General features: G+C 38.0%; 21 protein-coding genes. 7 read left to right on the plus strand and 14 right to left on the minus strand.

What is annotated here, in order from left to right; all coding sequences use genetic code 11:
• Positions 1–95: 95 nt before the first annotated feature.
• The 3 genes from Q0794_RS11725 to Q0794_RS11735 all read right to left on the minus strand — a co-directional run bounded on the left by Q0794_RS11725 (position 96) and on the right by Q0794_RS11735 (position 2,666).
• A complete protein-coding gene (locus Q0794_RS11725; protein WP_298942211.1) occupies positions 96–824 on the minus strand; it encodes an amino acid ABC transporter ATP-binding protein in 729 nt (242 codons plus the stop codon).
• Positions 825–849: 25 nt separating this feature from the next.
• Positions 850–1,797: an amino acid ABC transporter permease gene (locus tag Q0794_RS11730; protein WP_298942097.1), complete on the minus strand. Its 948-nt coding sequence runs from the start codon at positions 1,795–1,797 to the stop codon at positions 850–852.
• Positions 1,798–1,868: 71 nt separating this feature from the next.
• Positions 1,869–2,666: a transporter substrate-binding domain-containing protein gene (locus Q0794_RS11735; protein ID WP_298942099.1), complete on the minus strand. Its 798-nt coding sequence runs from the start codon at positions 2,664–2,666 to the stop codon at positions 1,869–1,871.
• Positions 2,667–3,084: 418 nt separating this feature from the next.
• Here Q0794_RS11735 and nadE point away from each other — a divergent pair, with 418 nt between their 5' ends.
• A complete protein-coding gene (gene nadE / locus Q0794_RS11740) occupies positions 3,085–3,915 on the plus strand; it encodes an ammonia-dependent NAD(+) synthetase (protein WP_298942101.1) in 831 nt (276 codons plus the stop codon).
• A 245-nt stretch (positions 3,916–4,160) separates the two neighbouring features.
• Positions 4,161–5,273, plus strand: a complete 1,113-nt coding sequence (gene asd, locus Q0794_RS11745) for an aspartate-semialdehyde dehydrogenase (protein WP_298942103.1) — start codon at positions 4,161–4,163, stop codon at positions 5,271–5,273.
• Between the two features lie 102 nt (positions 5,274–5,375).
• Here the strand turns inward: asd and gpsA are convergent, their stop codons facing one another.
• The 4 genes from gpsA to Q0794_RS11765 are packed head-to-tail and all read right to left on the minus strand — an operon-like array spanning position 5,376 to position 7,595.
• Complete coding sequence (gene gpsA, locus Q0794_RS11750) at positions 5,376–6,380, minus strand: NAD(P)H-dependent glycerol-3-phosphate dehydrogenase (protein WP_298942105.1); 1,005 nt, start codon at positions 6,378–6,380, stop codon at positions 5,376–5,378.
• Positions 6,381–6,408: 28 nt separating this feature from the next.
• Positions 6,409–6,870, minus strand: a complete 462-nt coding sequence (gene secB, locus Q0794_RS11755) for a protein-export chaperone SecB (protein ID WP_025563746.1) — start codon at positions 6,868–6,870, stop codon at positions 6,409–6,411.
• A gap of 40 nt (positions 6,871–6,910) precedes the next feature.
• On the minus strand, positions 6,911–7,159 hold the full coding sequence (gene grxC, locus Q0794_RS11760) for a glutaredoxin 3 (protein WP_025563744.1): 249 nt from the start codon (positions 7,157–7,159) through the stop codon (positions 6,911–6,913).
• 7 nt (positions 7,160–7,166) lie between these two features.
• Entirely contained in the window at positions 7,167–7,595 is a 429-nt protein-coding gene (locus Q0794_RS11765; RefSeq protein ID WP_298942107.1) for a rhodanese-like domain-containing protein, read from the minus strand.
• Positions 7,596–7,807: 212 nt separating this feature from the next.
• On the opposite strand from Q0794_RS11765, the gene gpmM reads away from it, so the two are divergent.
• The 4 genes from gpmM to panM all read left to right on the plus strand — a co-directional run bounded on the left by gpmM (position 7,808) and on the right by panM (position 12,124).
• On the plus strand, positions 7,808–9,337 hold the full coding sequence (gene gpmM, locus Q0794_RS11770) for a 2,3-bisphosphoglycerate-independent phosphoglycerate mutase (protein WP_298942109.1): 1,530 nt from the start codon (positions 7,808–7,810) through the stop codon (positions 9,335–9,337).
• Positions 9,338–9,595: 258 nt separating this feature from the next.
• The gene (locus Q0794_RS11775) at positions 9,596–10,840 is read left to right on the plus strand and encodes a peptidoglycan DD-metalloendopeptidase family protein (protein ID WP_298942111.1); all 1,245 of its coding nucleotides are present in this window, start codon (positions 9,596–9,598) and stop codon (positions 10,838–10,840) included.
• Between the two features lie 21 nt (positions 10,841–10,861).
• Positions 10,862–11,680, plus strand: coding sequence for a divergent polysaccharide deacetylase family protein (locus Q0794_RS11780; protein WP_298942112.1), 819 nt, complete (start codon positions 10,862–10,864; stop codon positions 11,678–11,680).
• An 18-nt stretch (positions 11,681–11,698) separates the two neighbouring features.
• A complete protein-coding gene (panM, locus tag Q0794_RS11785; protein WP_298942113.1) occupies positions 11,699–12,124 on the plus strand; it encodes an aspartate 1-decarboxylase autocleavage activator PanM in 426 nt (141 codons plus the stop codon).
• 83 nt (positions 12,125–12,207) lie between these two features.
• Here the strand turns inward: panM and Q0794_RS11790 are convergent, their stop codons facing one another.
• Both Q0794_RS11790 and dusA read right to left on the minus strand, forming a co-directional pair.
• Positions 12,208–12,816 (minus strand): DUF4136 domain-containing protein, encoded by a 609-nt coding sequence (locus Q0794_RS11790; protein WP_298942115.1) that lies wholly within the window; start codon positions 12,814–12,816, stop codon positions 12,208–12,210.
• Between the two features lie 9 nt (positions 12,817–12,825).
• Positions 12,826–13,800, minus strand: a complete 975-nt coding sequence (gene dusA / locus Q0794_RS11795) for a tRNA dihydrouridine(20/20a) synthase DusA (protein ID WP_298942116.1) — start codon at positions 13,798–13,800, stop codon at positions 12,826–12,828.
• A 433-nt stretch (positions 13,801–14,233) separates the two neighbouring features.
• On the opposite strand from dusA, the gene Q0794_RS11800 reads away from it, so the two are divergent.
• Positions 14,234–15,559 carry an AAA family ATPase gene (locus Q0794_RS11800; protein WP_298942118.1) on the plus strand — a complete coding sequence of 442 codons (1,326 nt, stop codon included), beginning with the start codon at positions 14,234–14,236 and terminating at the stop codon, positions 15,557–15,559.
• 241 nt (positions 15,560–15,800) lie between these two features.
• Here the strand turns inward: Q0794_RS11800 and Q0794_RS11805 are convergent, their stop codons facing one another.
• From Q0794_RS11805 to Q0794_RS11825, 5 genes are all read right to left on the minus strand, one after another.
• A complete protein-coding gene (locus Q0794_RS11805) occupies positions 15,801–17,456 on the minus strand; it encodes a hypothetical protein (protein WP_298942120.1) in 1,656 nt (551 codons plus the stop codon).
• Positions 17,457–17,767: 311 nt separating this feature from the next.
• Positions 17,768–18,322, minus strand: coding sequence for a DNA-binding protein (locus Q0794_RS11810; RefSeq protein ID WP_298942122.1), 555 nt, complete (start codon positions 18,320–18,322; stop codon positions 17,768–17,770).
• Positions 18,323–19,450: a helix-turn-helix transcriptional regulator gene (locus Q0794_RS11815; protein WP_298942123.1), complete on the minus strand. Its 1,128-nt coding sequence runs from the start codon at positions 19,448–19,450 to the stop codon at positions 18,323–18,325.
• A gap of 453 nt (positions 19,451–19,903) precedes the next feature.
• Complete coding sequence (locus Q0794_RS11820; protein WP_298942124.1) at positions 19,904–21,499, minus strand: BCCT family transporter; 1,596 nt, start codon at positions 21,497–21,499, stop codon at positions 19,904–19,906.
• 472 nt (positions 21,500–21,971) lie between these two features.
• On the minus strand, positions 21,972–24,815 hold the full coding sequence (locus Q0794_RS11825; protein ID WP_298942125.1) for a TRAP transporter permease: 2,844 nt from the start codon (positions 24,813–24,815) through the stop codon (positions 21,972–21,974).
• Positions 24,816–24,851: the final 36 nt, after the last annotated feature.

Raw genomic sequence — 24,851 nt, forward strand, 5'->3', positions numbered from 1 at the left:
GAATAAAGAACATAGAAGTTAAAAGGGGTCATGACCACAGAAACGTATTCCTGAACTCAAGCCATTCCCCTTTAAAAATAATTGAATAAAATGAGTTATAAAATATTAGAGAGGAATTTTTGTAGCCTTGGGTGATTTGCAACTTTACCAAAAATATTCTCTGGAATGTCATCAACCAATAATGCGCCGTCTTCCATAAAGATAACACGGTCTGCGACTTCATTTGCAAAGCCCATTTCATGCGTTACCACCACCATCGTCATACCTTCAGCAGCCAATGACTTCATTACATCCAACACTTCCCCTACCATTTCGGGATCAAGCGCTGAAGTCGGCTCATCAAATAACATCATATCTGGTTTCATTGCTAAGGCTCTGGCAATCGCTACCCTTTGCTGTTGCCCACCAGAAAGATGACTTGGGTAAATATCCATTTTCTCAGCAAGTCCAACACGTGTTAATAATGCTTCAGCTTCTAAAATCACCTCTGCTTTACTTCGACCCGTTACTTTCAATGGTGCTAACATGACATTTTCTTTCACTGAGAGATGAGGAAATAAGTTAAACGATTGAAATACCATACCGATATTTTCTCTTAACTTATTAATATTTGTTTCTCCACCGTACATTTTCACACCATCAACTATAATTTCACCGCTCGTGATAGTTTCTAATTGATTTAAAGTACGTAAGTAGGTGGATTTACCTGAACCCGAAGGACCAATAATCACAACCACTTCACCACGTTGAATATTGGTTGTGACTTTTTTTAATGCATGACAACCATTCGGATAAATTTTATCAACATCGACGGTCACAATCATATCGTTACCTTCATACTTTTTCTTATTAGTCATTAGTCGCTAACCTCTTTTCAATACGCTGAATGGCCCAAGATAACGTTGATGTTAATAATAAATATAACGCAGCAACCGTAAACCAAACCTCAAAAGTAGCAAAGCTACCACTCACTACTTCTCGTCCGGCTTTGGTTAGATCTGTAATTGAAATAACCGACACTAATGAGGAGTCTTTAATTAAATTAATCAATTGTCCAGCCATTGGTGGCAGTGTGCGTTTGAATGCTTGCGGTAAAATCACATACATCATCGCTTTAGGATAAGTCATCCCTAAAGATCGAGCAGCTTCCATCTGGCCAGCAGAAATAGACTGAATACCAGAACGTAAAATCTCAGCAACATAAGCCCCAGTAAAGACAGATAAAGCAACAACACCTGCCGTAAATCGGTCTAAATCAAAAATAGTGCCTAAGAAAAAGTAAACGATGAATATTTGCACCAATAAAGGCGTCCCTCGAATAACTTCTATGTATAAAATGGAGAGGTTCTTACTGAATGGATTATCTGAAATACGCATTAAAGCTGTCATCAAGCCAATCACAATGGAGAAAAACAGTGAGATCACTGAAATCTTCAACGTCATATATAAGCCATCAATTAAAAGGCCACTTTTGATGCTTTCAGAACGCGCAACAAGATCACCTTCAAAAATTAAATCACCATCATAAACAAGCACTTCACTTGCGTTAGTAATGATAGTGTCAGGGTCCCCATTATCATAAGTTAAGGTGATCTCTCCCTCAGCATTAATGGCTGCACTTGCATCACTTTGGGCAATAATATCAATAGGCGCTGTATCAACAATATACGGCCATACAAGATGCCATTGCCATTTATAATTAATACTTTGCGATGCAGAATAAATACCTGCAGCAAGTAGACCAATCGTAAAAATAAATAGCAGATGCCATTTTAATTTATTAGATTTTTCGTTCATTAAATTCACCGGTAACAGAAAAACAAAAACCAGAGATAGGCTCTGGCTTTAAAGGGTTTACTTAAAAGAAATTACTGAACTTGGCTTAACCAAGTATCGCTTTTAAACCATTTATCATAAATACGTTGGTAATCGCCATCGCCTTTAGTTTGTCTTAAGAAGTTATTAAGAAAATTTAAGATATCTGGATCGCCTTGCTTAACAGCCCAACCTAATGGCTCATAAGTAAATGGTTCAAGGATTGCCGTTGTTTTCCCTTCTGACTGCGCTGCATAAATTGAGATATATGGCATATCGTAAATCATTGCATCAGCTTTACCGTTAACCACTTCAAGTGCTGCATCTGTTTGTGTTTCAAAGGCATTGTAAGAGGCTTTTGACAGCATTCTTTTAATAGCTTGCTCGCCTGAAGTACCTAATTTAGCAGCAATAGTATACTCAGGACTGTTGAGGTCTTTATAGCTAAGTACTTTATCTTTATGTTTTGGATTCAATAAGATAGATTGCCCAACAACGATATACGGGTCAGCAAAGTTAACACGCATGTTGCGTTTTGCATTCACTGTCATACCGGCCATAATGATGTCACATTTACCCGTTAATAACGCAGGAATAATCCCATCCCATGCAGTATTTACAGGGACATATTTAACTCCCATTTGTTTCGCCATCAACTTACCTAAATCGATATCAAAACCAATGAAATTACCATTTTTAGCTTTCATTTCAAACGGCATATAACCCGCATCAAAACAGGCTCTCAACTCACCAGACTTACTTATATCATCTAATGTACCTGCATTTGCAAAGCCTGCCGATAATGCAAGAAAAGAAGTGGCTGTAACGAGTTTTCCAAGTTTGTTTTTCATTTAAAAAATCCTTTTTATTTTTAAGTTAAAATCAATAATACCGTTAAGCAAATGTGCTTTTTATTCAGTTTTTTTATTAATAGCAGCAATAAGCGCGCCAATAATAAAGGTGTTGCCATAGAAGTCATTGTTATAAATAATCAATTAAAATATCAAATTACGCAAGGTAAGAAGAATAAAAACTGAGCATAATCATGGATAATCTCAGTGTCACTCTACTACGTAAAAATGATTAACCTTTTACCTTAGCACCCAAAAGGTTCATACGCATCAATTCAGTGCGATCATTGTGAGGCAAAAGATCCAATGATGCGGATAAGCTTAGTTAATTAAAACGAGTTTTTCCTATAAAATAGAGTTATTTTTTTGCATAATAATTAATAACAACGCATTCACCTTCACACTAACGGACAACATCATGAAACAAAAAATACTGCAAGAGATGTGTGTTTTAGCAGACATCAATATAGAAAATGAAATTGAACGTCGTATTAGTTTTATTAAAAGCACACTAAAAAAAGCCTATTGTAAAACACTAGTCTTAGGTATCAGTGGTGGTGTTGACTCAAGTACTGCTGGGCGACTATGCCAGCTATCGATAGACCAATTAAATCAAGAAGAAGGCACTAACGACTATCAATTTGTAGCCGTTCGTTTACCTTACGCAGTACAGAAAGATGAAGATGAAGCACAACTAGCGGTTAGTTTTATTAAACCAACAAACTGCGTCACCGTTAACGTACAAACTGGCGCAGATGGTATCCATGAAACAACCGTAGCCGCTTTACAAAACAGCGAAGTAAAATTGGCTAACAATGCTAATTTTGATTTTGTAAAAGGTAATGTGAAAGCGCGAATGCGTATGATTGCGCAATATGAAATTGCAGGGTTAACTGGAGGCTTGGTTGTTGGGACCGACCACAGTGCAGAAAACATTACTGGTTTCTACACTAAACATGGCGATGGAGCTTGTGATTTAGCCCCTTTATTTGGTTTAAACAAACGTCAAGTCAGATCCCTTGCCAAGCATTTAGGCGCACCTAGCCTATTAGTTGAAAAAGCACCGACAGCAGATTTAGAAGAAGATCAGCCACAACTTGAAGACGAAATTGCATTAGGCATGACTTACGACCAGATTGACGATTTCTTAGAAGGCAAAGAAGTGGCAAAAGAGATTGAAGATAAACTCATTGCTATTTATTTACGCACTCAACATAAGCGCCAACCTATTCCAACAATTTACGACTAATAAAAGTCACTTTAACGCTGAATAGTTAATCATATTTATTCGCTGATATTAACTATTTTCAGCACACAGCTCCTAGCTTACCTTGATGATTTGATAAAAATTAAGCAATCGAGGTAAGTTTCTGCACTTTTTCCCCCGCAAACCATCAAATAACTAGCCTTAATCACGCCTCTAATGATAGATTCTCTGTTCGGTTAATGATTAACCGTTTTATTTAAACTAAAAAATTTAAGGAAATATAGACCATGAAAAAAGTGGGTTTAGTTGGTTGGCGCGGTATGGTTGGATCTGTTCTTATGCAAAGAATGCGTGAAGAGAATGATTTTGCAACGATTGAGCCAGTATTTTTCACCACCTCACAAGTTGGTCTAGCTTCTCCAGATATTGGTAAACAAACCGAAACCTTAAAAGATGCCTCTTCAATTGAAGACTTAGCAAAAATGGATATCATCATTACTTGTCAAGGTGGTGATTACACTAACGCTGTTTACCCTGCATTACGTGCAAGCGGTTGGGATGGTTACTGGATTGACGCAGCCTCTTCATTACGCATGAAAGACGACAGCATCATCGTATTAGATCCTGTAAACAAAGATGTGATTCAACAAGGCTTAGCTGACGGCGTAAAAACTTACGTTGGCGGTAACTGTACAGTTTCACTAATGTTATTAGCATTAGGTGGTTTATTCGAAGCAGACTTAATTGAGTGGGTTTCTCCTCACACTTACCAAGCAGCTTCAGGTGCTGGTGCACGTAATATGCGTGAATTAATTAGCCAAATGGGTGCAATTGAATCATCAGTAGCGGATGAGCTAGCAGATCCAGCTTCTGCTATTTTAGAAATAGACAAAAAAGTCGCTGAATTCATTCGTAGTGATGCATTACCAACTGAACAATTTGGTGCACCATTAGCAGGTAGCTTGATCCCATGGATTGATGTACCAATGCCTTCTGGTCAATCTAAAGAAGAGTGGAAAGCACAGGTTGAAGCGAACAAAATCTTAGGTACCTCTGACAACCAAACGCCAATTGACGGTTTATGTGTACGAATTGGTGCAATGCGTTGTCATAGCCAAGCAATCACAATGAAACTGAAAAAAGACGTATCAGTAGCTGAAATTGAAAAAATCTTAGCTTCTCATAACGAGTGGGTTAAAGTGATTCCAAATGAACGTGAAGCAACGGTTTCTGAGCTTTCTCCTGCAAAAGTAACAGGTACATTAAGCATTCCTGTTGGTCGTATCCGTAAACTAGCAATGGGGCCTGAATATATCAGTGCATTCACTGTTGGTGACCAACTACTATGGGGTGCTGCAGAGCCACTTCGTCGTATGTTGAACATCTTACAAGAAGCTTAATTTACATTAACTTTCTGAATTAAATTAAAAAAGGCCTCGAATGAGGCCTTTTTTGTATCTAGCTTTTAAAAACCAAAGTTAAACGCTTAAAGAAACGAGATGTTATTCGCCTTTCTTACTGCGTGATAACAAGTCCATCGCCGCTTCTTTTACCGCTTTACCTTGATAAAGCACGTAATATATTTGCTCACAAATCGGCATTTCAATATTAACGCGTTTAGCAAGATTATAAACTTCTTCGGTATTACGGTAACCTTCAACCACTTGGCCAATTTCAACCTGTGCTTCATCAATACCTTTACCAGATCCTAATGCTAAACCAAAACGACGGTTACGAGATTGATTATCTGTACAAGTTAAGACCAAATCACCTAAACCTGCCATGCCCATAAATGAAGCTTCCGTAGCACCTAAAGCGACACCTAAACGTGTTAACTCCGCTAAACCACGCGTAATTAAAGCAGTACGTGCATTTGCACCAAACCCTAATCCATCGGCTAAACCTGCGCCAATGGCAATAACATTTTTAACAGCGCCACCTAATTGCACGGCAGTGAAATCTTCCGAAATATACGTTCTAAAATTACTATTATTATGGAAAAGATCCGCAATATGTTGGGTAAAGTGCGTATCAGACCCTGCTACAGCAACCGCTGTTGGCAAACCTTTAGCCACTTCCATCGCGAAAGTAGGACCTGATAAAACAGCAAGTGGATAATGGTCACCGACGATATCTCTTGCGACTTCTTGTAATAAACGACCTGTTTCCGCTTCTAAGCCTTTTGTTGCCCAAGCAATACGATGCTCTGGACGCAATAGCGGTTTAACTTGAGATAATACCAAACCAAATACATGGCTAGGCACCACCAACAAAATAGTATCTGTTGCGGCAATACATTTTGCTAAATCACTTTCAGGTTGGAGACGTTCAGGAAATGTAACTCCTGGTAGAAATGCTTTGTTTTCACGATCGGTTTGTAGGCGTTTAATGTGGTCATCTGAGTGACCCCAAATTAACGTGTTATGTCCGTTACGAGCCAATGATACAGCAAGAGCAGAGCCGTATGACCCTGCTCCTAATACTGTAATGGCAGTTTTTTCAGCCATTAGATTACCTATTTAAGAAAAGACTTAATTAAGAGTTTAGTGTTTCTACTTCAGCTTGCTTACTTGCCATTGCTTGTTGAAATAAAGCATCAAAGTTTACAGGCGCTAAGTTTAACTGTGGGAAAGTACCACGTGTTACTAAGCTAGAAACGGCTTCACGAGCGTATGGGAATAAGATGTTTGGACAAAATGCATTCAAGCAATGAGCAAGTTGTGGACCTTCAAGGTCTGAAACAGAGAAAATACCTGCTTGTTGTACTTCACATAAGAACGCAACTTCGCCTTCAACGCTAGCTGTTGCTGTTAATGACAATGTCACTTCGTATACACCTTCTTCTAATTTCTTAGATTGTGTATCGATGTCCATTTTCACTTCTGGAGCCCATTCTTTTTTGAAGATTTCTGGTGAATTTGGGCATTCAAAAGAGATATCTTTAACATAAACACGTTGGATATTGAATTCTACTTGTTTTTCTTGTTGTTCTGGCATGATCTTCCCTTAATCGTTAAAAATATTTAATCGTAGTAAATTAGCTTAATAGTTTATCAAGTTCATTAGCGCGTTCTAAAGCGTATAACTCGTCACAACCACCTATCGGCTTATCATTAATGATAATTTGCGGAACCGTTGTACCGCCAGTGATTTTTGTCATATTAGGGCGAAGAGAACGATCTGACACATCAATTTCTTGATACTCAACTTCTTTGCTGTCTAATAATTGCTTTGCACGCATGCAATATGGGCAATACGGTGTAGTGTAAATAGTAATAGTAGCCATAATATAATTACTTCTTAGTTGTTGGTAAGTTCGCAGCCGTCCAGCCACTCATACCTGAAAAAAGATTGTTTACTTGCTCAAATCCAGCTTTAGCTAATTTATCGCCTGCTCCACCTGAACGAGTACCTGTTGCACATACAACTATAATGGGGGCCTGTTTGTCATTTTCAATAGCAGCAAACTTTCCTTCGTCGATTTGTGACACAGTTATGTTTTTAGCATTAACAATGTGGCCTTTTTTAAATTCTTCAGCAGAACGAACGTCAACAACGATAGCATCTTGTTTGTTGATTAATAATGTCGCTTCCTGAGGATTAATGTTATTTGTTTTACTTAACTTCGCTTTTACTACGCTATGGATTAGCATTGCGGCAATCACTACCCAAGCACCAGCTAACATTGGGTTATTAGTAACAAAATCAATATACTCTTGCATAACTTGTTTCTTCTTCTGTAAGGATAAATTCGAGTCTGAGTATACCCTGTGGAAAACAGAATATCAGCCTTGAGATTTAGAATAATAAATGAAAATGTCTTTTTTTTGTCTATTTCAACTTGCTTTGATCTAACACTAGGCTTTTTCAGTGACAAGCCGCACAAATGTTGTAAAATCAACAGCAGATAATTTGAACAATAAAGAGGTTTAATATGACAACTCCTAAGAAACCATTAGTACTATTAATTCTAGATGGATGGGGCTACCGTCCTGATATGCCAGATAACGCAGTATCAAATGCTAAAACACCTGTTCTAGACCAACTATGTAAAGATTATGCAAATAGTCTTATTTCAGCTTCGGGCATGGATGTAGGTTTACCAGACGGTCAAATGGGTAACTCAGAAGTAGGCCATACTAATATTGGTGCGGGTCGTACTGTTTACCAAAACCTAACTAAAGTGACTAAATCTATTGCTGACGGTGATTTTTTCGAAAATGCTAACTTTGTTGATGCAGTAGATAAAGCCGTTGCAGCTGATAAAGCAGTTCACATCATGGGCCTAGCTTCACCTGGTGGCGTTCACTCTCACGATGACCATATTTTAGCGGCAATTGAATTAGCAGCAAAACGCGGCGCGAAAAAAATATTCGTACATGCCTTCCTAGATGGCCGTGATACACCACCTCGTAGTGCAGCGGGTACACTGGCTAAATTCGAAGAAAAATATAAAGAAATGGGTGTCGGTCGTACGGTTTCATTAATCGGTCGTTACTTTGCAATGGATCGTGACAATCGTTGGGATCGTGTTGAGCAAGCTTACAGCCTATTAACAGAAGCAAAATCAGAATACACAGCAGAAAGTGCATTAGACGGTCTTGAAAACGCTTACGCTCGTGACGAAAATGATGAATTTGTTAAGGCAACAGTGATTGGCGAAGCAGCGCCAATGTCAGACGGTGATACGGTATTATTCTTAAACTTCCGTGCTGACCGAGCGCGTGAAATTACTTACACATTTACTGACGAAAAATTCAGTGGTTTTGAACGTGCTGTAACACCTAAGCTTAACTTTGTAACATTAACTGAATATGCAGCTAACATCACAGCGCCTGCAGCTTACCCAAGTGAAGAATTAACGAACACTTTAGGTGAATGGTTATCGAAAGAAAACAAAACACAGCTACGTATCTCTGAAACTGAAAAATACGCACATGTGACTTTCTTCTTTAACGGCGGCGTTGAAGATGAATTTTCTGGTGAGCACCGTACGCTAATCAGCTCTCCAGCAGTGGCGACTTACGACCTACAACCCGAAATGAGTTCTGTTGAATTAACAGAGAAACTAGTCAGTGCAATCAAGAGCAGCGAATACGATGTGATCATTTGTAACTACCCGAATGGCGATATGGTTGGTCATACTGGTATTTATGAAGCAGCAGTAAAAGCATGTGAAGCTGTTGATGCATGTATTGGTGAAATCGTAGGCGCATTAAAAGAAGTGGGCGGAGAATGTTTAATCACTGCTGACCACGGTAATGCAGAGCAAATGATTGACCCTGAAACAGGTGGTATCCATACTGCACATACTAACTTACCAGTACCGTTCATCTATGTTGGTCGTGAAGCAACTATCGCTGAAGGCGGTCGTTTATGCGATATCGCACCAACCATGTTATCGTTGATGGAAATGAATATTCCAGAACAGATGACAGGTAAGCCTTTAATTACCATTAAGTAATTAGCTTATTGTTAGATGCTCTATGTTTAATAGAGCATCTAAATTCGACCTTCCACCCTACGATAAATGATATTCAACTTAACTTTCACTTAATCACAACAATTTTTTCTTCCATCTAATACAATAGTCCTTTAATCTCAATTATTTTTAACTAACTTTTCCAAAATTTATTAGTCATATTTTGAAAGGGCTTGATTGATAATTTAATTATTAACCTACTTTAAAATATTGTTTCCGTTTATAAGGTCAAAAATTACAGTGATATTTAATCTACTTTCTTTAAATAAGCTAGGGCGTGTAAGCCAATTAATCTGTATCCCTTTTCTGATAGCAACTCTATTTAATGCTCAAGTCTCAGCTGCTAACCTGAATAATTTGCAGCAACAAATAAACGAAAGTAAACAAACAAAAGCACAAAAACTAAAACAACAAAGGTTACTTGAAGAAGCACTGTCCGAAAGTGAGCAAACGATTGCTAAAGTGTCTCAACAAGTTAACGAAACTAAAAACACCATCGAAGAAAAACGTGCCGCCTTAATTTCTTTAAAAAAGAGCACAGAGCAACTTGAAGAAGATAAAATAAAACAACAATCATTATTACAGCAGCAGTTAGTCAGTGCTTATATGACAGGTCAAAATGACCTCATCAAACTCATGCTAAATCAAGAAGACCTAAGCAAGATCGTCCGCGCTAAAAGCTATTATCAATACCTTAATGAAGCACGTGTAGACAGTATAGAATCCTTACACTCCACACAGCAAAAACTAATCAATAATGAAAAAGAGCAAAAAGCCACACTCATTACATTAGAAAAAATGTACCAAACTCAGAAAGAAAGACAAGAAACAGTGAGTACTCAAAAAAATAAACGAGACAAAGCACTGAAGTCATTAAGAAATGATATTAATTATCAAAATAAAAAACTAGCAGAGCTCGGAGATTCAGAAAAAGCATTACGCGAACGTCTCAAAAAAGCAGCTGAAGAACGTAAAATGCAAGCATTAGCAGCTGCTAAAGCACAAGCAGCTAAAGAGCTTGAAGATCAGAAGAAAGCAAAAACACAGTTTCTCTCACAAACAAAACAGAAGACTATCTCTAAGTTAGCTAACCAAAAAGGCAAATTACAATGGCCTATCCGTGGTAGTGTTTTACACCGTTTTGGCAGCTCACGCAGTCGCAGCAGCCAAGTAAAATGGAAAGGGATAGCAATAGCCGCGAATGAAGGTGAAAAAGTCAGAGCAGTGGCGACGGGGCGAGTGTTATTTGCAGGTTACTTTAAAGGTTACGGAATGGTCATCGCACTTGACCATAGTGATAATTACATCACTCTATACGGTTACAACCAAACAGTATTACAAAAAGCCGGAGATGTAGTATTACAAGGTGATGCTATTGCATTAGCAGGACACAGTGGTGGGCAAGACAGAACAAGCTTATATTTCGAGTTAAGCCATAAAGGCAAAGCAGAAGATCCTTTACGCTGGTTAACGAGAAACAAATAAGTGCTAACATTTTTTAATATAATGAAGAAAATACTATTCTGCTTTTACTTATTGAGTTGCACAGCTAATACAGCAGCGGCAGCAACAATAGGTAAAATTGCGATTATTATCGATGACATGGGCTACAACCGTCATAACCAAGCATTTGCTAAACTCCCTAATCCGGTCACTTTTGCGATTTTACCTTTCACACCTTACTCTCAAAAAATAGCTAACGCGGCTCATCAGCAAAAAAGAGAAGTCATATTACATATTCCTATGCAGGCACAATCCCACAATCATTTGTTAGGAAAAGGTGCATTAATGGTACAGATGACTAAGCAAAATTTTCAACATGTATTAAGTCATGGCTTAGCCGATATTCCCTATGCGATTGGCGTTAATAATCACATGGGCAGTAAACTGACCGAAGAAATCATTCCGATGCAATGGACAATGGAGTTGCTGTCTAAACGTGGTTTATTCTTTGTTGATAGTCTCACCACTGCACACAGTGTGGCAGAAAGTAGTGCCGTATCCGCTGGATTACCATCATTAAGAAGACATATATTTTTAGATAACATTCGCACGTCTGCAGCAATGGATAAACAGTTTCAACAAGCCATTGCTCATAGCTTAAAAGCGCCCTACACCATTCTTATTGGCCACCCTTACCCTGAAACGTTACAGTACTTGTCTCGACGTTTAGGTGCACCTAATAAAGATTTTCAGCTGGTCAAGTTAAGTCAATTAATCCCAGAAAAGCAACGTGTCATGTTAGAAAATAAAAAAGAACAATATCAACAAACAAAACAATTTAACCCGCTTTACCCAATAACAAACATCGAAAAAATCCAATAATATAATAGTGAGTTCTCCATGCGATTATCCGTTTTTATTGCCAACACCGTATCAACCCAACTGGTTATAGATTTACAAAAGATCTATGCAAATTACCTCCCTGAAGCATCATTAACAGAGCAAGCACTTGCTCAGCTTGTAACACAAACAACCTCTCGACTTTATATGACGATGTTTAACGAACGTCATATTGGTGCCGTTAAAGTGCAAATAAACGCAACTCAAGCAACCTTGTCGCAATTAACCATTAGAGATCTAACTCGTCGTCGTGGCGTCGGTAAAAACCTGTTAAAACAGCTAGAAAAGTCTTTAACGACAGAAGGAATTACTGATATTGAATATAACTTGGAAGAAGTAGCAGAAGTTGAATTGTTAGCAACCCAAGCATTTTTATCAGATAGCGGATATCAACTGAATAACCATATCGCAACTAAAAAATTGTAATAAAAACGCTAAACACGATCCATAAAAAAACCACACAATTGTGTGGTTTTTATTAACAGTATGATTGAATAAGCTTTAATGACTTATTGACCCGCTTCAGGAAAATCTTTCAGCATCATATTTAAAATCCCCTGCATCCGAGTTGAACCAGACTCCACTCTATCTTTCTCTAAATCCACAAATCCTTGAACGGCTGATCGCCAATAAATAGTCTTTTGCTGATTATCTAACACCGTTAATAATAAAGAACCTTTTTCATAACGAGGGTCGCTCGCTTTAGCACGTCTCAAACCAGGCAACAAACCAAAACGCTGTTGAATAGTTTGGTCAGCAATCGCATCCTCTAACGCAAACAAAAAACCAACAACAACGTCAGCTTGTTGAGGATCTGCTTTATATTCGTAGCCTTTAGTACTTAAATAAGCTTGTATTTGTTCGCGAATATAAGCCTTAAACTCTTGTTTATTTTGCCCTGGAACACTCGATAAAACCTGATTGTATTCTTCACTCCAACTGTAAGTCGTAAATGCAGGTAATACCTTAGAAGGTTTACCACTACTTACAATCATTAAACGTTGTGTCTCAACTTTTTCTTGTACTTCTTTTACTGGTGTTGACGCTGTTTGCGTACTACAACCAACAAGGGTAAGTTGCATACCAACTAGTACGAATAAAAAATATAATTTCTTCATATTATGACCTTATTCTTCGTTAACAAATGACGCCGCTTTTTGCATTACTTCAATACCTGAACCTGGTATATGGCCATTTTCACTTAGATGGCGTCGCCACGCGCGTGCGCCAGGTAAACCTTGAAACAATCCTAACATATGTCGAGCAACTCGGTTTAAATGTACACCATCAGTCAATTGAGATTCAATATAAGGGTACATTTTTTCTAATACTTCAAAACGAGTTAATGGCACTTTATCACAACCAAATAACTGTTGATCGACTTGGCTTAGAATATAAGGATTAGCATAAACCTCTCGCCCCAACATCACTCCATCAAGGTGTTGCAGATGTGTTTGACAATCATCTAAGGTTTTAATTCCACCGTTAATAGCAATTGTTAACTCAGGGAAGTCACGTTTCAGTTGATAAACACGTTCATAATCTAACGGTGGCACATCACGATTTTGCTTCGGGCTTAAGCCGCTTAACCACGCTTTACGGGCATGAACGATAAACGTATCACAACCTTGCGCTTTTACTTTTTCAACAAAATCACATAAAAACTCATAAGAATCTAGATCATCAATACCAATACGAGTCTTCACTGTAACGGGTAAACCACTGGCGTCTTTCATTGCTTTAACGGCTTCGCCAACTAGCGCGCCTTCCGCCATTAAACAAGCACCGAAACGCCCATTTTGAACGCGATCTGATGGGCAACCTACGTTTAAATTAATCTCATCAAAACCACGGTCAGCCCCTGCTTTAGCAGCTTGCGCTAAATCTAAGGCTGCAAAACCACCTAACTGTAATGACACTGGATGTTCAGCTTCATCTCGTTGTAAATAATCGCCTTTGCCATATAAAATCGCGCCAGTCGTCACCATTTCAGTATACAAGAGTGTATTTTTACTCATTAAACGATGGAAATAACGACAATATTGATCAGTCCAATCAAGCATAGGAGCAATAGAGAAACGGTTTGTAGGGAAATTTTGCATAAAACACCAGATTAAAATAAAAGACGATCAATAAGCCAAATCAGAGTGTTATATCGTCCACATTAAAAATGTGATTACGACTAACCTTCAACTGGCATTTTAAAAGCCGAATTATAACAGAAAATCATGACTTAAAAATGCCATTTAATAACTGTTTAAAGCCATAAAAAATGCCCCGTACCATCATCAATAAATAAGGAGCAAGCAGCAGAAGCCCTTTTTCAATAATCACTGACCACATAGTGAATAAACTAAATGGTTAAACTAAATGAATGAAAACAGTTAAAAACACAGCCTTTCAAAGATATAAAAAACACTTTAACGCGCTAATAAATGCCAAATGTTACACTTTTATGCGCATTAAAGTGCGACAACTTGCTTTTTTATGCGCATTAAAGTGTAATAGCACAAATAATTGGGGTAAGGTGTCGATATGAAAAGATCACGCATAAATAGATTAATTGAGTGGAAAGAAAAGGAAACACGTAAACCTTTATTAATCGATGGCGCTCGTCAAACAGGTAAAACTTATCTTCTACAACGTTTATTCGGTAAGTACTTTGATAATGTACTGCGCATCGACTTTCTTGAATCACCAGAAATGGCAGATGCTTTTGCAGACTCATTAACACCTGAAGATATTATTTCCAATATTGAACTGCTTACCAATAAAGTATTTAACCCTAGCACTGACTTATTGATACTAGATGAAATTGGCGAATGCCAAAGAGCCGTTACCTCGCTGAAGTACTTTGCAGAAAAAGCACCAACCATGTATGTCGCGGCCAGTGGTTCTAACATCGGGCTATTAAACTCATTCCCAGTAGGAAAAGTTGAACAATACAACTTACGCCCTTTAACATTTTACGAGTTTTTACTCGCTTCGGGAGAAACGCCGTTAATTAAAGCATTTGAAAAAGCCACAAACTCATTGCCTGTACATAATAAGTTATTCGACAAATTAACAGACTATTACTTCACTGGCGGCATGCCAGAAGCAGTTGATACTTGGTTTGCATTAAAAGACCAAAGTATTTTAGACCGCGTCCAAGCAGTAGAAAATATCCATAAAAATCTTATTACAGGCTATACCCGAGACTTTGGTAAGTACTCAGGTAAAGTCGATGCTGGACTCATTGAATCCGTCTTTAACAACGTCCCTTCACAACTCGCCGCAGTGATAGATGAGTCCGTAAAACGCTTCAAATTTAAAGAAGTACATGAACGAAAGTCTCGTTATGGCGACTTTGAAAGTGCCATCACTTGGCTAGATAAATGTCGCTTAATTTTAAAGAATTACCCAACAGAAGGCACACCTCGTAGCCCTTTAGCAGCCTATCAAAAAGACAATAGAATAAAACTGTTCTTATTTGATGTAGGGTTATTGAACAACATGTTAGGAATAAGCTACAAGGAAGTTAAGCAACAAGGCTTTGAGTATAAAGGTTATATTGCAGAAAACTTTGTACAACAAGAGTTTGCCGCCCAAGAAATAGATCCTACATTTTCATGGGGAGATGCACGAGCGGAGATAGAATTTATAGCAACCGATCAACAAGGGCGCATTATCCCAATCGAAGTTAAAAGTGGTAAACGTACACGAGCCAAGTCTTTGCAGTCCTATATCAACAAATGCCAACCACATAAAACAATCAAACTAACGGGTACGCAAGGCTCTTCTGCATTAGAAAAAGAGCACATAGTTTTACCGCTTTATTATGCGCAGTATGTCGTCAGTCAGCATTTAAAATCGACCTAATAAGTGATTCAAATATGCTGGATATACTGTTCCAGCATATTAATAGTTCAAAATTAAGCGACACAATGGAAGTTAACTTTTCATTGGATAATGTTTTATATATCTAATCACTAAGTCGCTTTCGCACCCTTTGCGAGTTATGAAGCTAAGGCACTATCGCCTCCATAGCGACTTAGTGAACTACAAATTTGTGGCCAATATTTCTTAGCTGCAACAATACAATACTATTGAAACACGAACTTTATTTATCATTTATTAACCACAGCAGTATAGCGACTAAAATTATCACTCCACCTGAAATACCATAAGATACGATAGGCGCAACAACTTTACCTAATAGTGGCCATGTATGTTCCACGAAAGGGTGAACCGCAAACTGGGCGAGGCTTGCTACCCCCACCAAGCCAAAAACAAAAGTAAGCCATCTATCACTTCGGCTTTTCACTTTATCAGCATTATACCTTAACTCATCAAGGTGATACCTTGCTGATTCTTTACCTGAGTTAATTAATCCTGTGGTTCCAAAGTTTTTCATAAAGTATGATAGGGAGTCAACAATTTCCCCTGAGCTACTACTTTGATGAATCATATTATCTGAGCTTGCAAGAACTTCATAAGCATAGAGTAAGTGATCTTGACTACGAGGTTTCTGAGCCCAAGTACACGCCCTAGCAACCTTTAAGTTGTAGTACTCTATGAGCTCTGTTCTTGCTTGGTTTCCAAAGAGTGTTGAGGCGGTGTTAGGGTTATCCCAAACATTTTCATAACTATTTTTAGCTCTCAACCATGTCCATAAAAGTATAGAACGATTGCCATGTAAGCAAAAATCATCAAAGACTCTTAAGTCGGGAGGCAGGTCTGCTCGCTTAGTAATGTTATCTGCCCTGAGAAGGATTTTTGAAATAGAATGAGAAAACATTTTATACAGCTCATCTTTGTTTTCTGGCTGATCTTCAAAGCGAAGTAATGTGATCGATGGACGTCCCTGCCACATAAATTGCCCAAATGATGTCTTTCTCTCTTTTTTCTCACTTACTAAGAGACTACTTACAGCATTGCAATATATAGACCGACATAGCTCTATAGTAAGTTCCTCTAATTCACTATTCTCTGCCCCTGCTATTTGATGTAGTTCCCAACTACCGCCCCCCTCACCAAAGTCAAAGTATTGCCCTTCAACATTTAGAGTTTCATCTAAATGCTCCTGAGCTTTTCGTTTGCTTTTTTTTATAAATTTGTTGATTTCCCAGCTAGTTAGAGCCTTGCCTCCAATTGAAAACATACCTTCATATGCATTATTTAAGACAACTTTAGCATCAAGCTTTTGTAGCCTAGAATCTACCCATATTGATTTAAAATAGTAATTATACATGTTTACAATATCGGATAAGAAGCGTCCCTCTTCTAGTCCATTCCATGTAGCATCAAGTTGGAAGCTAAGTATTGCAATACCGTCAGAATAAATTTTTACAGATACAAAAAGAGGAAGTTGGCATTCCTCATTATCCAAGAGTATTGGAGGTAAACAAACGCGTAGATATGGCATTCCTTCGTTTTGAATTCGATTTTCATGAAATGCAATCTCGCAAGACTGCAACAGTTCGGAAGCAACAGATTTCGGCATGTCATCACTAAATTCTAATTTCCAATTTGGATCAAAGTTACGTCCTGTTCGTGAAATCACCTCAATCTTTTTACTACCTGATTTATCAATATACATACACTTAAAGTCAGAGAAAAATACTGAATTAGATATTCCCTCTTTAAGAAACTTTGCTCCCGTTTTTAGTAAATCAATGCCTGCTGAATCAAAACCAAGAACGTAGTTATAAAAAGCATTAGCTTGTTTAACCTTAAGGAGATTACTTGTCACTTTGTCATTGATTGAGTTAGGCATCACTTGGGCTCATAAGATGGTTTAATTAAATATATGTAGTTGTTCAAATACTATAATTTTTATATACAAATCAGAATGATAACTATCTCACACCCGAAGTATTGGAGAAAGTCAGAACAATGGGGAGGCAAGTTTTGCCTTTTACCATTATTTAGCTGAAAGCGATTAGTTATCCAGATAAATAAGCTAAAATTTCTAATTCGCTATGTGCCCCGAAGTGCCTCTGAAACCTATAGAAGAGTGTCGAATATTACTTAGCCACAAAAAGCAATAACAGTAATTGGTATTTTAACAAGTTACGATGATTTATTTTAAATAGTAATATTGAATATGCTTTTTAAATCAGATTTAAAATTAGCCGGGCAATCGCTTATGGCTTGCCAGTATTTAGCAATACTCTTAACTTTAGCTATATCAATGTGCGAACTATCTAGCATTAATTTCATCAAGTTAAGAGTTAATATGGCTTCAACATCTTGATCTACTGCTAACTTGATCATGTTCTGATCATCTGTTACCACTGGAATTTCCAACTCAATTCCATGAGCAATATAGCTAGTGTCTACTTTTGATGGATAAAGCTCATTCGCTTTTACATATGCCCACAAAAAATCAAACGTTTCCGTTAGAGATTTTTTTTGTTTCCTACTCATATTGGGAAAAACACTACGATTTTCAAAGTAATTAGGTTGTTGAGTCCATGAGAAGCTTGATTTGAGCTTGCGATTAGATAGCTCATCATTTAATTCAGGCAATGCATATAAACAATATTGTTCTACACCAAACTCTTGTAATAGCAACGGATCAATCGATTGAGCTAACCTTAAATATGAATTTGTATCTACTATAATTTTAGCTTGGGCCATTTAGTTCAACTCTGAATATATTTCTCGTGCATCAAGTAGAGGCATGTCAGTTATCATTTGAATGTATCCAATACCTTTATCATCTTTTTTCAAGCATTGTCTTACTGCATCAAAGAATGGGGTTTCGAAGTTGCTTTCAGTTTTTTCTATAAACTCTTTAGCATCAACATTGTCTAGGTCTTTAAAAAACATTTCACTGACGTTTTTATAACCTCTATTGAAGTTGGTAATCCATGCATACAATTGACGACTAAAATCAATTTCAGAATATCCATGATGTCTCGCATAATTATTAATCTGAAGTTGAATAGTTGCAGGTGAGACCACTTCTTTTTTCGCTAATTCCATTAAATAACTAAGCTTAGATTTGATGGTTGTTTTAATTGATAATTCATCATAAGCATTTTTTGCTTTTTCATAAGGAAATAATAATACTCCTGCAAACGCATCAGCAAAATTTTCAGCTTCATCACCAGATAAAGATGGAGATAAGCAATGGCCTAACTCATGTGCCATCCAAAATTTAAAGTCATGAATATTTACATCGAGGTTTAAATATATCCAAGTCGTATTTGAATCTGGTAAATGTATGTGGACTGCATTTTCATGCCTTTTTTTAGCTCCCCATAACACAGGAACTATTACTGCTTGTAAGTTTTTAAAGCGAGTTATTAAATGATTAAAGCCAACAATTTCATTTTCTTCTAGACCAATATCATTACGAACTTTATCTGTGGCTTTATGCAAGTAATCATATTCACAATTTGGAGCTTGAAAAACAGTAGGGGTCTCAAGGCAATCAAAAGGTAAGAATTCTACTAGTGGGCGTAAATAACGGCCCATATCTTTAGCTTTTTCTATATGTTCAGGCTTAGTCTTATAGTTACCTGCTTTTCTAAAAGCAATTCTTGGCTCATCAATTTCTTCTATAATAGTTAGCTCACTAAATGACAATTTTAGTAATTTAGCTAACTTCAGCAGTTTATTTGGACGAGGAAATGCCTTAGCATTTAGCCACTGAGAGACAGCTTCTCTTGTAACATCAAGATGCTCTGATATTGCTGTTTGTGTTAATCCAGCTAATGCCATTGAGCTTTTGATTTGTTCAATATTTAATAATGTTTTCATTTTTTTATTATAATCGCGTGTCAAGTTTAGTCAAGTTACTTACCGCTAATCTTTAATATCCCGCGGGTAGATCTTTCTTTTGCCATTTTAAATATTTATCATAGGAGAATATGTTTACTGCGTAATTGGTCGGACACTTACGTTCATATTCTCGATTCCCTTTCCTTCTTATCAAACATCACGAAATTTCATTCAAGAGAACAATGTAAAAATAGACTTCGTTGAGGAAACTTTTAGCAGCAGGGCTGAGTCGATAACAATCAATAACCTATAAAAAAGACCGTTATCAAGCTTATTACTTAAATGGCACCTAGGCATTTTCATTCGTTCTTAAATATAATCAGCTATAAATGAAAAAACTCCCTTATACCGAGTACAAGAGAGTTTCATTATACAACCCCAATATCAGCCAAGTGTTTGCTTTTGGGTTTACTTATGACGTTACTTTTCTTTTTATTTAATCGTAGCTTTCGGTTTATCTAACTCTGTTAGTAACCCTTTAATTAAGCTAACGCAACCAAGCAGTAAAATGAGAGTAAACGGCAGCGCTGCAATAATAGTAATTGATTGCAGTGCTTGAATAGACTCAGTTCCGCCAATCCATAACATCACCATCGCTATCAGGCCTGAAATAATAGCCCAAACTACTTTTTGTTTCATGGGTACATCCATCTTGCCACCAGCAGTCATGCTGTCTACAACAATTGAGCCTGAGTCTAATGTAGTAACAAAGAAAACAATGATTAAGACGATAGCGATAACAGAAAGAATATCGCCCATCGGGTAAGCATCTAACATATAGAAGAGGCTTAAAGATACGTCTGTAATACCTTGTTCCGCACCTAATATTCCGACTTTATCAATGATTTGTTCAATGGCAACACCACCAAAAATAGACATCCAAGCAGTGGTCACTAAAGTAGGCATAAGCAGTACGTAAAGGAGGAACTCACGAATAGTACGTCCTTTAGAAATACGCGCTACAAACATACCAAAGAATGGTGCATATGCTACCCACCAAGCCCAATAGAACACAGTCCAGCCATGCAACCATGTTGTGTCATCACGGCCAGAGGTTTGACTTAAAGGGATAATATTTTTCACATAACTAATAATGGCAGTAGCAAATGAATCAAGTACTGTTGTGAAGTTTAATACCGCAATTAATCCTAGAAAGATAAAAGCAATGACCATATTCAAGTTACTTAACAGCTTAACACCGCCATCCATACCACGCGTAACAGATAGAATAGCGAGGCCCATAATCAATACAATCACAAACTGTTGAAGGTAAATACTATTTTCAAAACCGAAAACATGACTAATACCACTAGCGGCTTGTGTACCACCTAAACCAAGTGATGTTGCTAAACCAAATAGGGTCACTAATACAGTCATGATATCAATGATATCACCGGTTATTCCCCACACTCTGTCACCTAAAATAGGATAAAAAACAGAACGCATTGAGAGTGGAAGTCCTTTGTTATAAGCAAAGTAAGCTAAACACAAAGCAGTCATGCCATAGATAGCCCAAGCATGTAATCCCCAATGAAAAGCCGTCGCACCTAATGCCAATTCACGACCTTCTGGTGTAAACGCTTCTGCATTTAAAGGTGTACCGTACCAATCCGTATAGAAAGCGGTAGGCTCTGCGACTCCCCAAAAAATTAACCCAATCCCCATACCGGCTGCAAATAACATTGCGATCCATGACACGGTTGAATAATCTGTCTTCGCGTTATCGCCACCTAAACGAATTTTACCGAACGGTGAAAAAATTAAAGCGACTGCAAATAATAATAAGATATTTGCACCCCACATAAATAGGAAGTCAAAGTTAGAAAGAACAGCGCCTTTAATTGAATCAATACCCGCTTTTGCAACGGCAGGATCTAGCACCAGTAAGGTAACAATAAAAAGGAGTGATAAACCTGCGGAGAAAGTGAAAACGGTGTTGTGGACATCAAAGCCCCATTTATTAATATTGTCTTGACCGATTTGATAATCAGTAGAATCTATACTGTATTTTTTAGATTTAAATTTCATAGCTTCTGATACTTAACTACCCGCCATCGCAAATAGAAATATCAGCTCCATATTTAATTAATATTTGATTAACTAGTCCATACCATAAAAAACGATGGTCAAACTGTTCCTATTAAAATGAGTTTAGGCATCATGCTAAGCTCAGTGGCGCACTCTACCATAAAAGTCTGTATTCACAGGTGCTAACTACCTCCCAGAGCCAAATAGATAGATAAATTAAAAGAAGAAAAATTTAAGAAGATAATTACAAGAAGTACATAAAGAGAAGGGATAATTAATCACGTTTTAAGCTCATATTTATTACGTTAGCTTTACACGTAAAATGACATTAAGAATAATGTGTAACTGATCATCGTCTGTCGGGGGAGTTAATCAAAAGAGGTGAGTTAGTGTGATGGATATAAAGAGCATAATCAATATAACCACTCGTCATCGAAAGATTGATGACGAGTGGTTATATTAACCTAATGCTTTATGCGCTAACGGTTTGGCCAGTGCCTTTATCTGTATTACCTAATGCAGGGCCATCCTTGTCACGACGTCGACGTTGTAGAGTAATAATTAATCCCAGCAATAATAATGCAGGAATAAAGAACCATTGTTTAGCAGGTCGTACAACAGGTACACCGACATCAACAATAATTTGGTCGAAATCAAAACCAACCTTTTCAGCTGGACTATCGAAACCAATTCCATCAACCATGATTGAACCATCACTCTGAGGAAGCAACTCTAAGCCATAGTTTTCTAACCGTTCTTCACCGGTTGCGCCTTCACCGACTTCCATCAACATCGTTAATGTCACTGGGTCACCAACGTCATTTTGACCATTTACTAGAATACGGAGCTCTGTGCCAGGTTCAACTTCTGACATGACGTTTACTAACTCAGTGCCTGCTTTCTCATCATAAGGCGGAATGACATAATCCAACCAAAATCCAGGACGGAATAGCGTGAATGCGATAATTAATAACGCAAAAGATTCCCATAATTTTGACTTAGCAATAAAGTAACCTTGGGTGCCTGCAGTAAATATCAGCATTGCCACGGTGGCGATAATAAATATCGCAATTCCTTGCATAAAGGTGACATCCATTAGCAATAAATCAGTGTTAAAGATGAATAAGAAAGGCAATAAGGCGGTCCGTAACGAGTAAAAGAAGGCGATAAATCCGGTCTTCATCGGGTCACCTCCGGATACTGCCGCTGCGGCAAAGGATGCTAAACCAACAGGAGGCGTCACATCGGCCATAATACCAAAGTAGAACACAAACATATGCACAGCGATAAGCGGTACAATCAAGCCATTTTGTTGCGCTAAACTAACAATAACTGGTGCTAGTAAAGAAGAGACAACAATATAGTTAGCCGTCGTTGGGAGCCCCATTCCAAGTATTAAACTAAGAATACCCGTCCACAATAGCATCAACATAATGTGGCCCATCGATAGGAACTCAACCAATGCAGCCAGTTTTAGACCAATACCTGTTTGCGACACAGCACCCACGATAATACCAGCAGCAGCGGTCGCAATCGCGATACCAATCATATTTCTAGCACCCGTAATTAAACCATCAACCAACTCATTAAAGCCTTGTTTGACCATGCCTGACGTTGCTTGTTTACGGAAAAATGCAAATAAGTGACGCTGTGTTAATAGAATAAAAATCATCAAAGACGTAGCATAAAATGCAGAAAGTCCCGGCGAGTTTCGTTCAATCATTAAACACCAGATCAATACAACAACAGGTAGCAGGAAGTGCAAACCAGATTTCACGGTCGGCCCTGTTTCTGGAATACTTAACACGGGTGAATTGGGATCATCCATCACTAAATCAGGATAAGCAGAACTAATTTTAGCAAGTACAACGTAAGCAATCAGTACGAGTACCGCGACAGCCCAAAACATAAAATCAGGCGCTACAAAAGATTTTAAGATGCTAATTAAGAAGAACAAACCAAAGGCACCAATCACCATGTTACCTAATACAATTGCGCCCGTTGAAATGGTTTTAGCTAACTTATCTTTACTTGCTTTGGTCTTCAATTTTTTCAAAATAAGGTATTGAATGGCGATCACGGCTAATACAATGCCAAGTCTTGCTTCAGCTGTTGCTAACGCTTGATAAAGCTCTGAGAGATAAAAAGCACCACCAGCAAGCGCAATAATAGGTAATAACGTCATTGCCCATGAAAGTAATACATCTTTAGCACTTTTAACATGGCCTTCGCGTGTCAGACCTTGCATGTTCAGTTTAACCGCTTCTAAATGTACGATATAAACCAACGCGATATAAGAAATAATGGCTGGTAAAAAGGCATGTTTAACAACATCAAAATAAGGAATATTAACGTATTCCACCATTAAGAAAGCAGCAGCTCCCATCACTGGCGGCATAATTTGGCCATTTACTGATGAAGCGACTTCAACGGCACCGGCTTTTTCTGCAGAGAAACCAACACGTTTCATCATTGGAATAGTAAAAGTACCCGTTGTGACTACGTTAGCAATAGACGAACCTGAAATAAGCCCTGTCATACCAGATGCGACAACCGCAGCTTTTGCAGGGCCACCACGTAGATGCCCCATCAATGAGAAAGCAACTTTAATGAAGTAATTACCGGCGCCCGCGCGATCTAATAACGCACCAAATAATACAAACAGGAATACGAGATCCGTTGAAACACCTAACGCAATACCAAAGACACCTTCAGAAAATAACCATTGGTGATCCATTACGCCACCAAACGATGACCCTTTCCAAGCAATCAACTCAGGTGCATAAGGCCCTAAGAATGTATAACCAAGGAAAATCATCGCAACAATCATTAAGGGTAAACCTAATGCACGTCTTGTTGCTTCTAATAGCGTTAACATACCAATAATGGCGACACCAATATCAAATGTATTTGGTGCACTTGGGCGATCACTCAAACGCATGCCAAATAAATTATCAACTATCGCTAAGTCAGCGATAAGCGGATAAAGCGCACAAAGGCTGGCAATAATAGCTAACGCCCAATCAACTTTCGGTATCTGATTTCGCGATGAGGCTTTAAAGGCAGGGTAAGAAAGAAAAGCTAAGAAAATAGCAAATCCTAAGTGAATCGATCTCGCTTCACCGCTTGAAAAAACACCCCAACCAAATGTAAATGGTAAAGGGGAAGCAATCCAAATTTGAAATAGCGACCAGGCGAGAGCAACCCCAGCCATCAGTTTTACGATTGAGTTGCTCGTTGGGTTTCGCCCACCGGTATCGGTAGAAGCGACAAGATCTTGCAATTCCTCGTCGTTCATTAACGTTTTTTCAGTCATCAGAAATTTCCTATTGATACGCATATTTCTGCGATT

It is taken from the genome of uncultured Psychromonas sp. (genome assembly GCF_947489755.1).
Classification (GTDB): domain Bacteria; phylum Pseudomonadota; class Gammaproteobacteria; order Enterobacterales; family Psychromonadaceae; genus Psychromonas.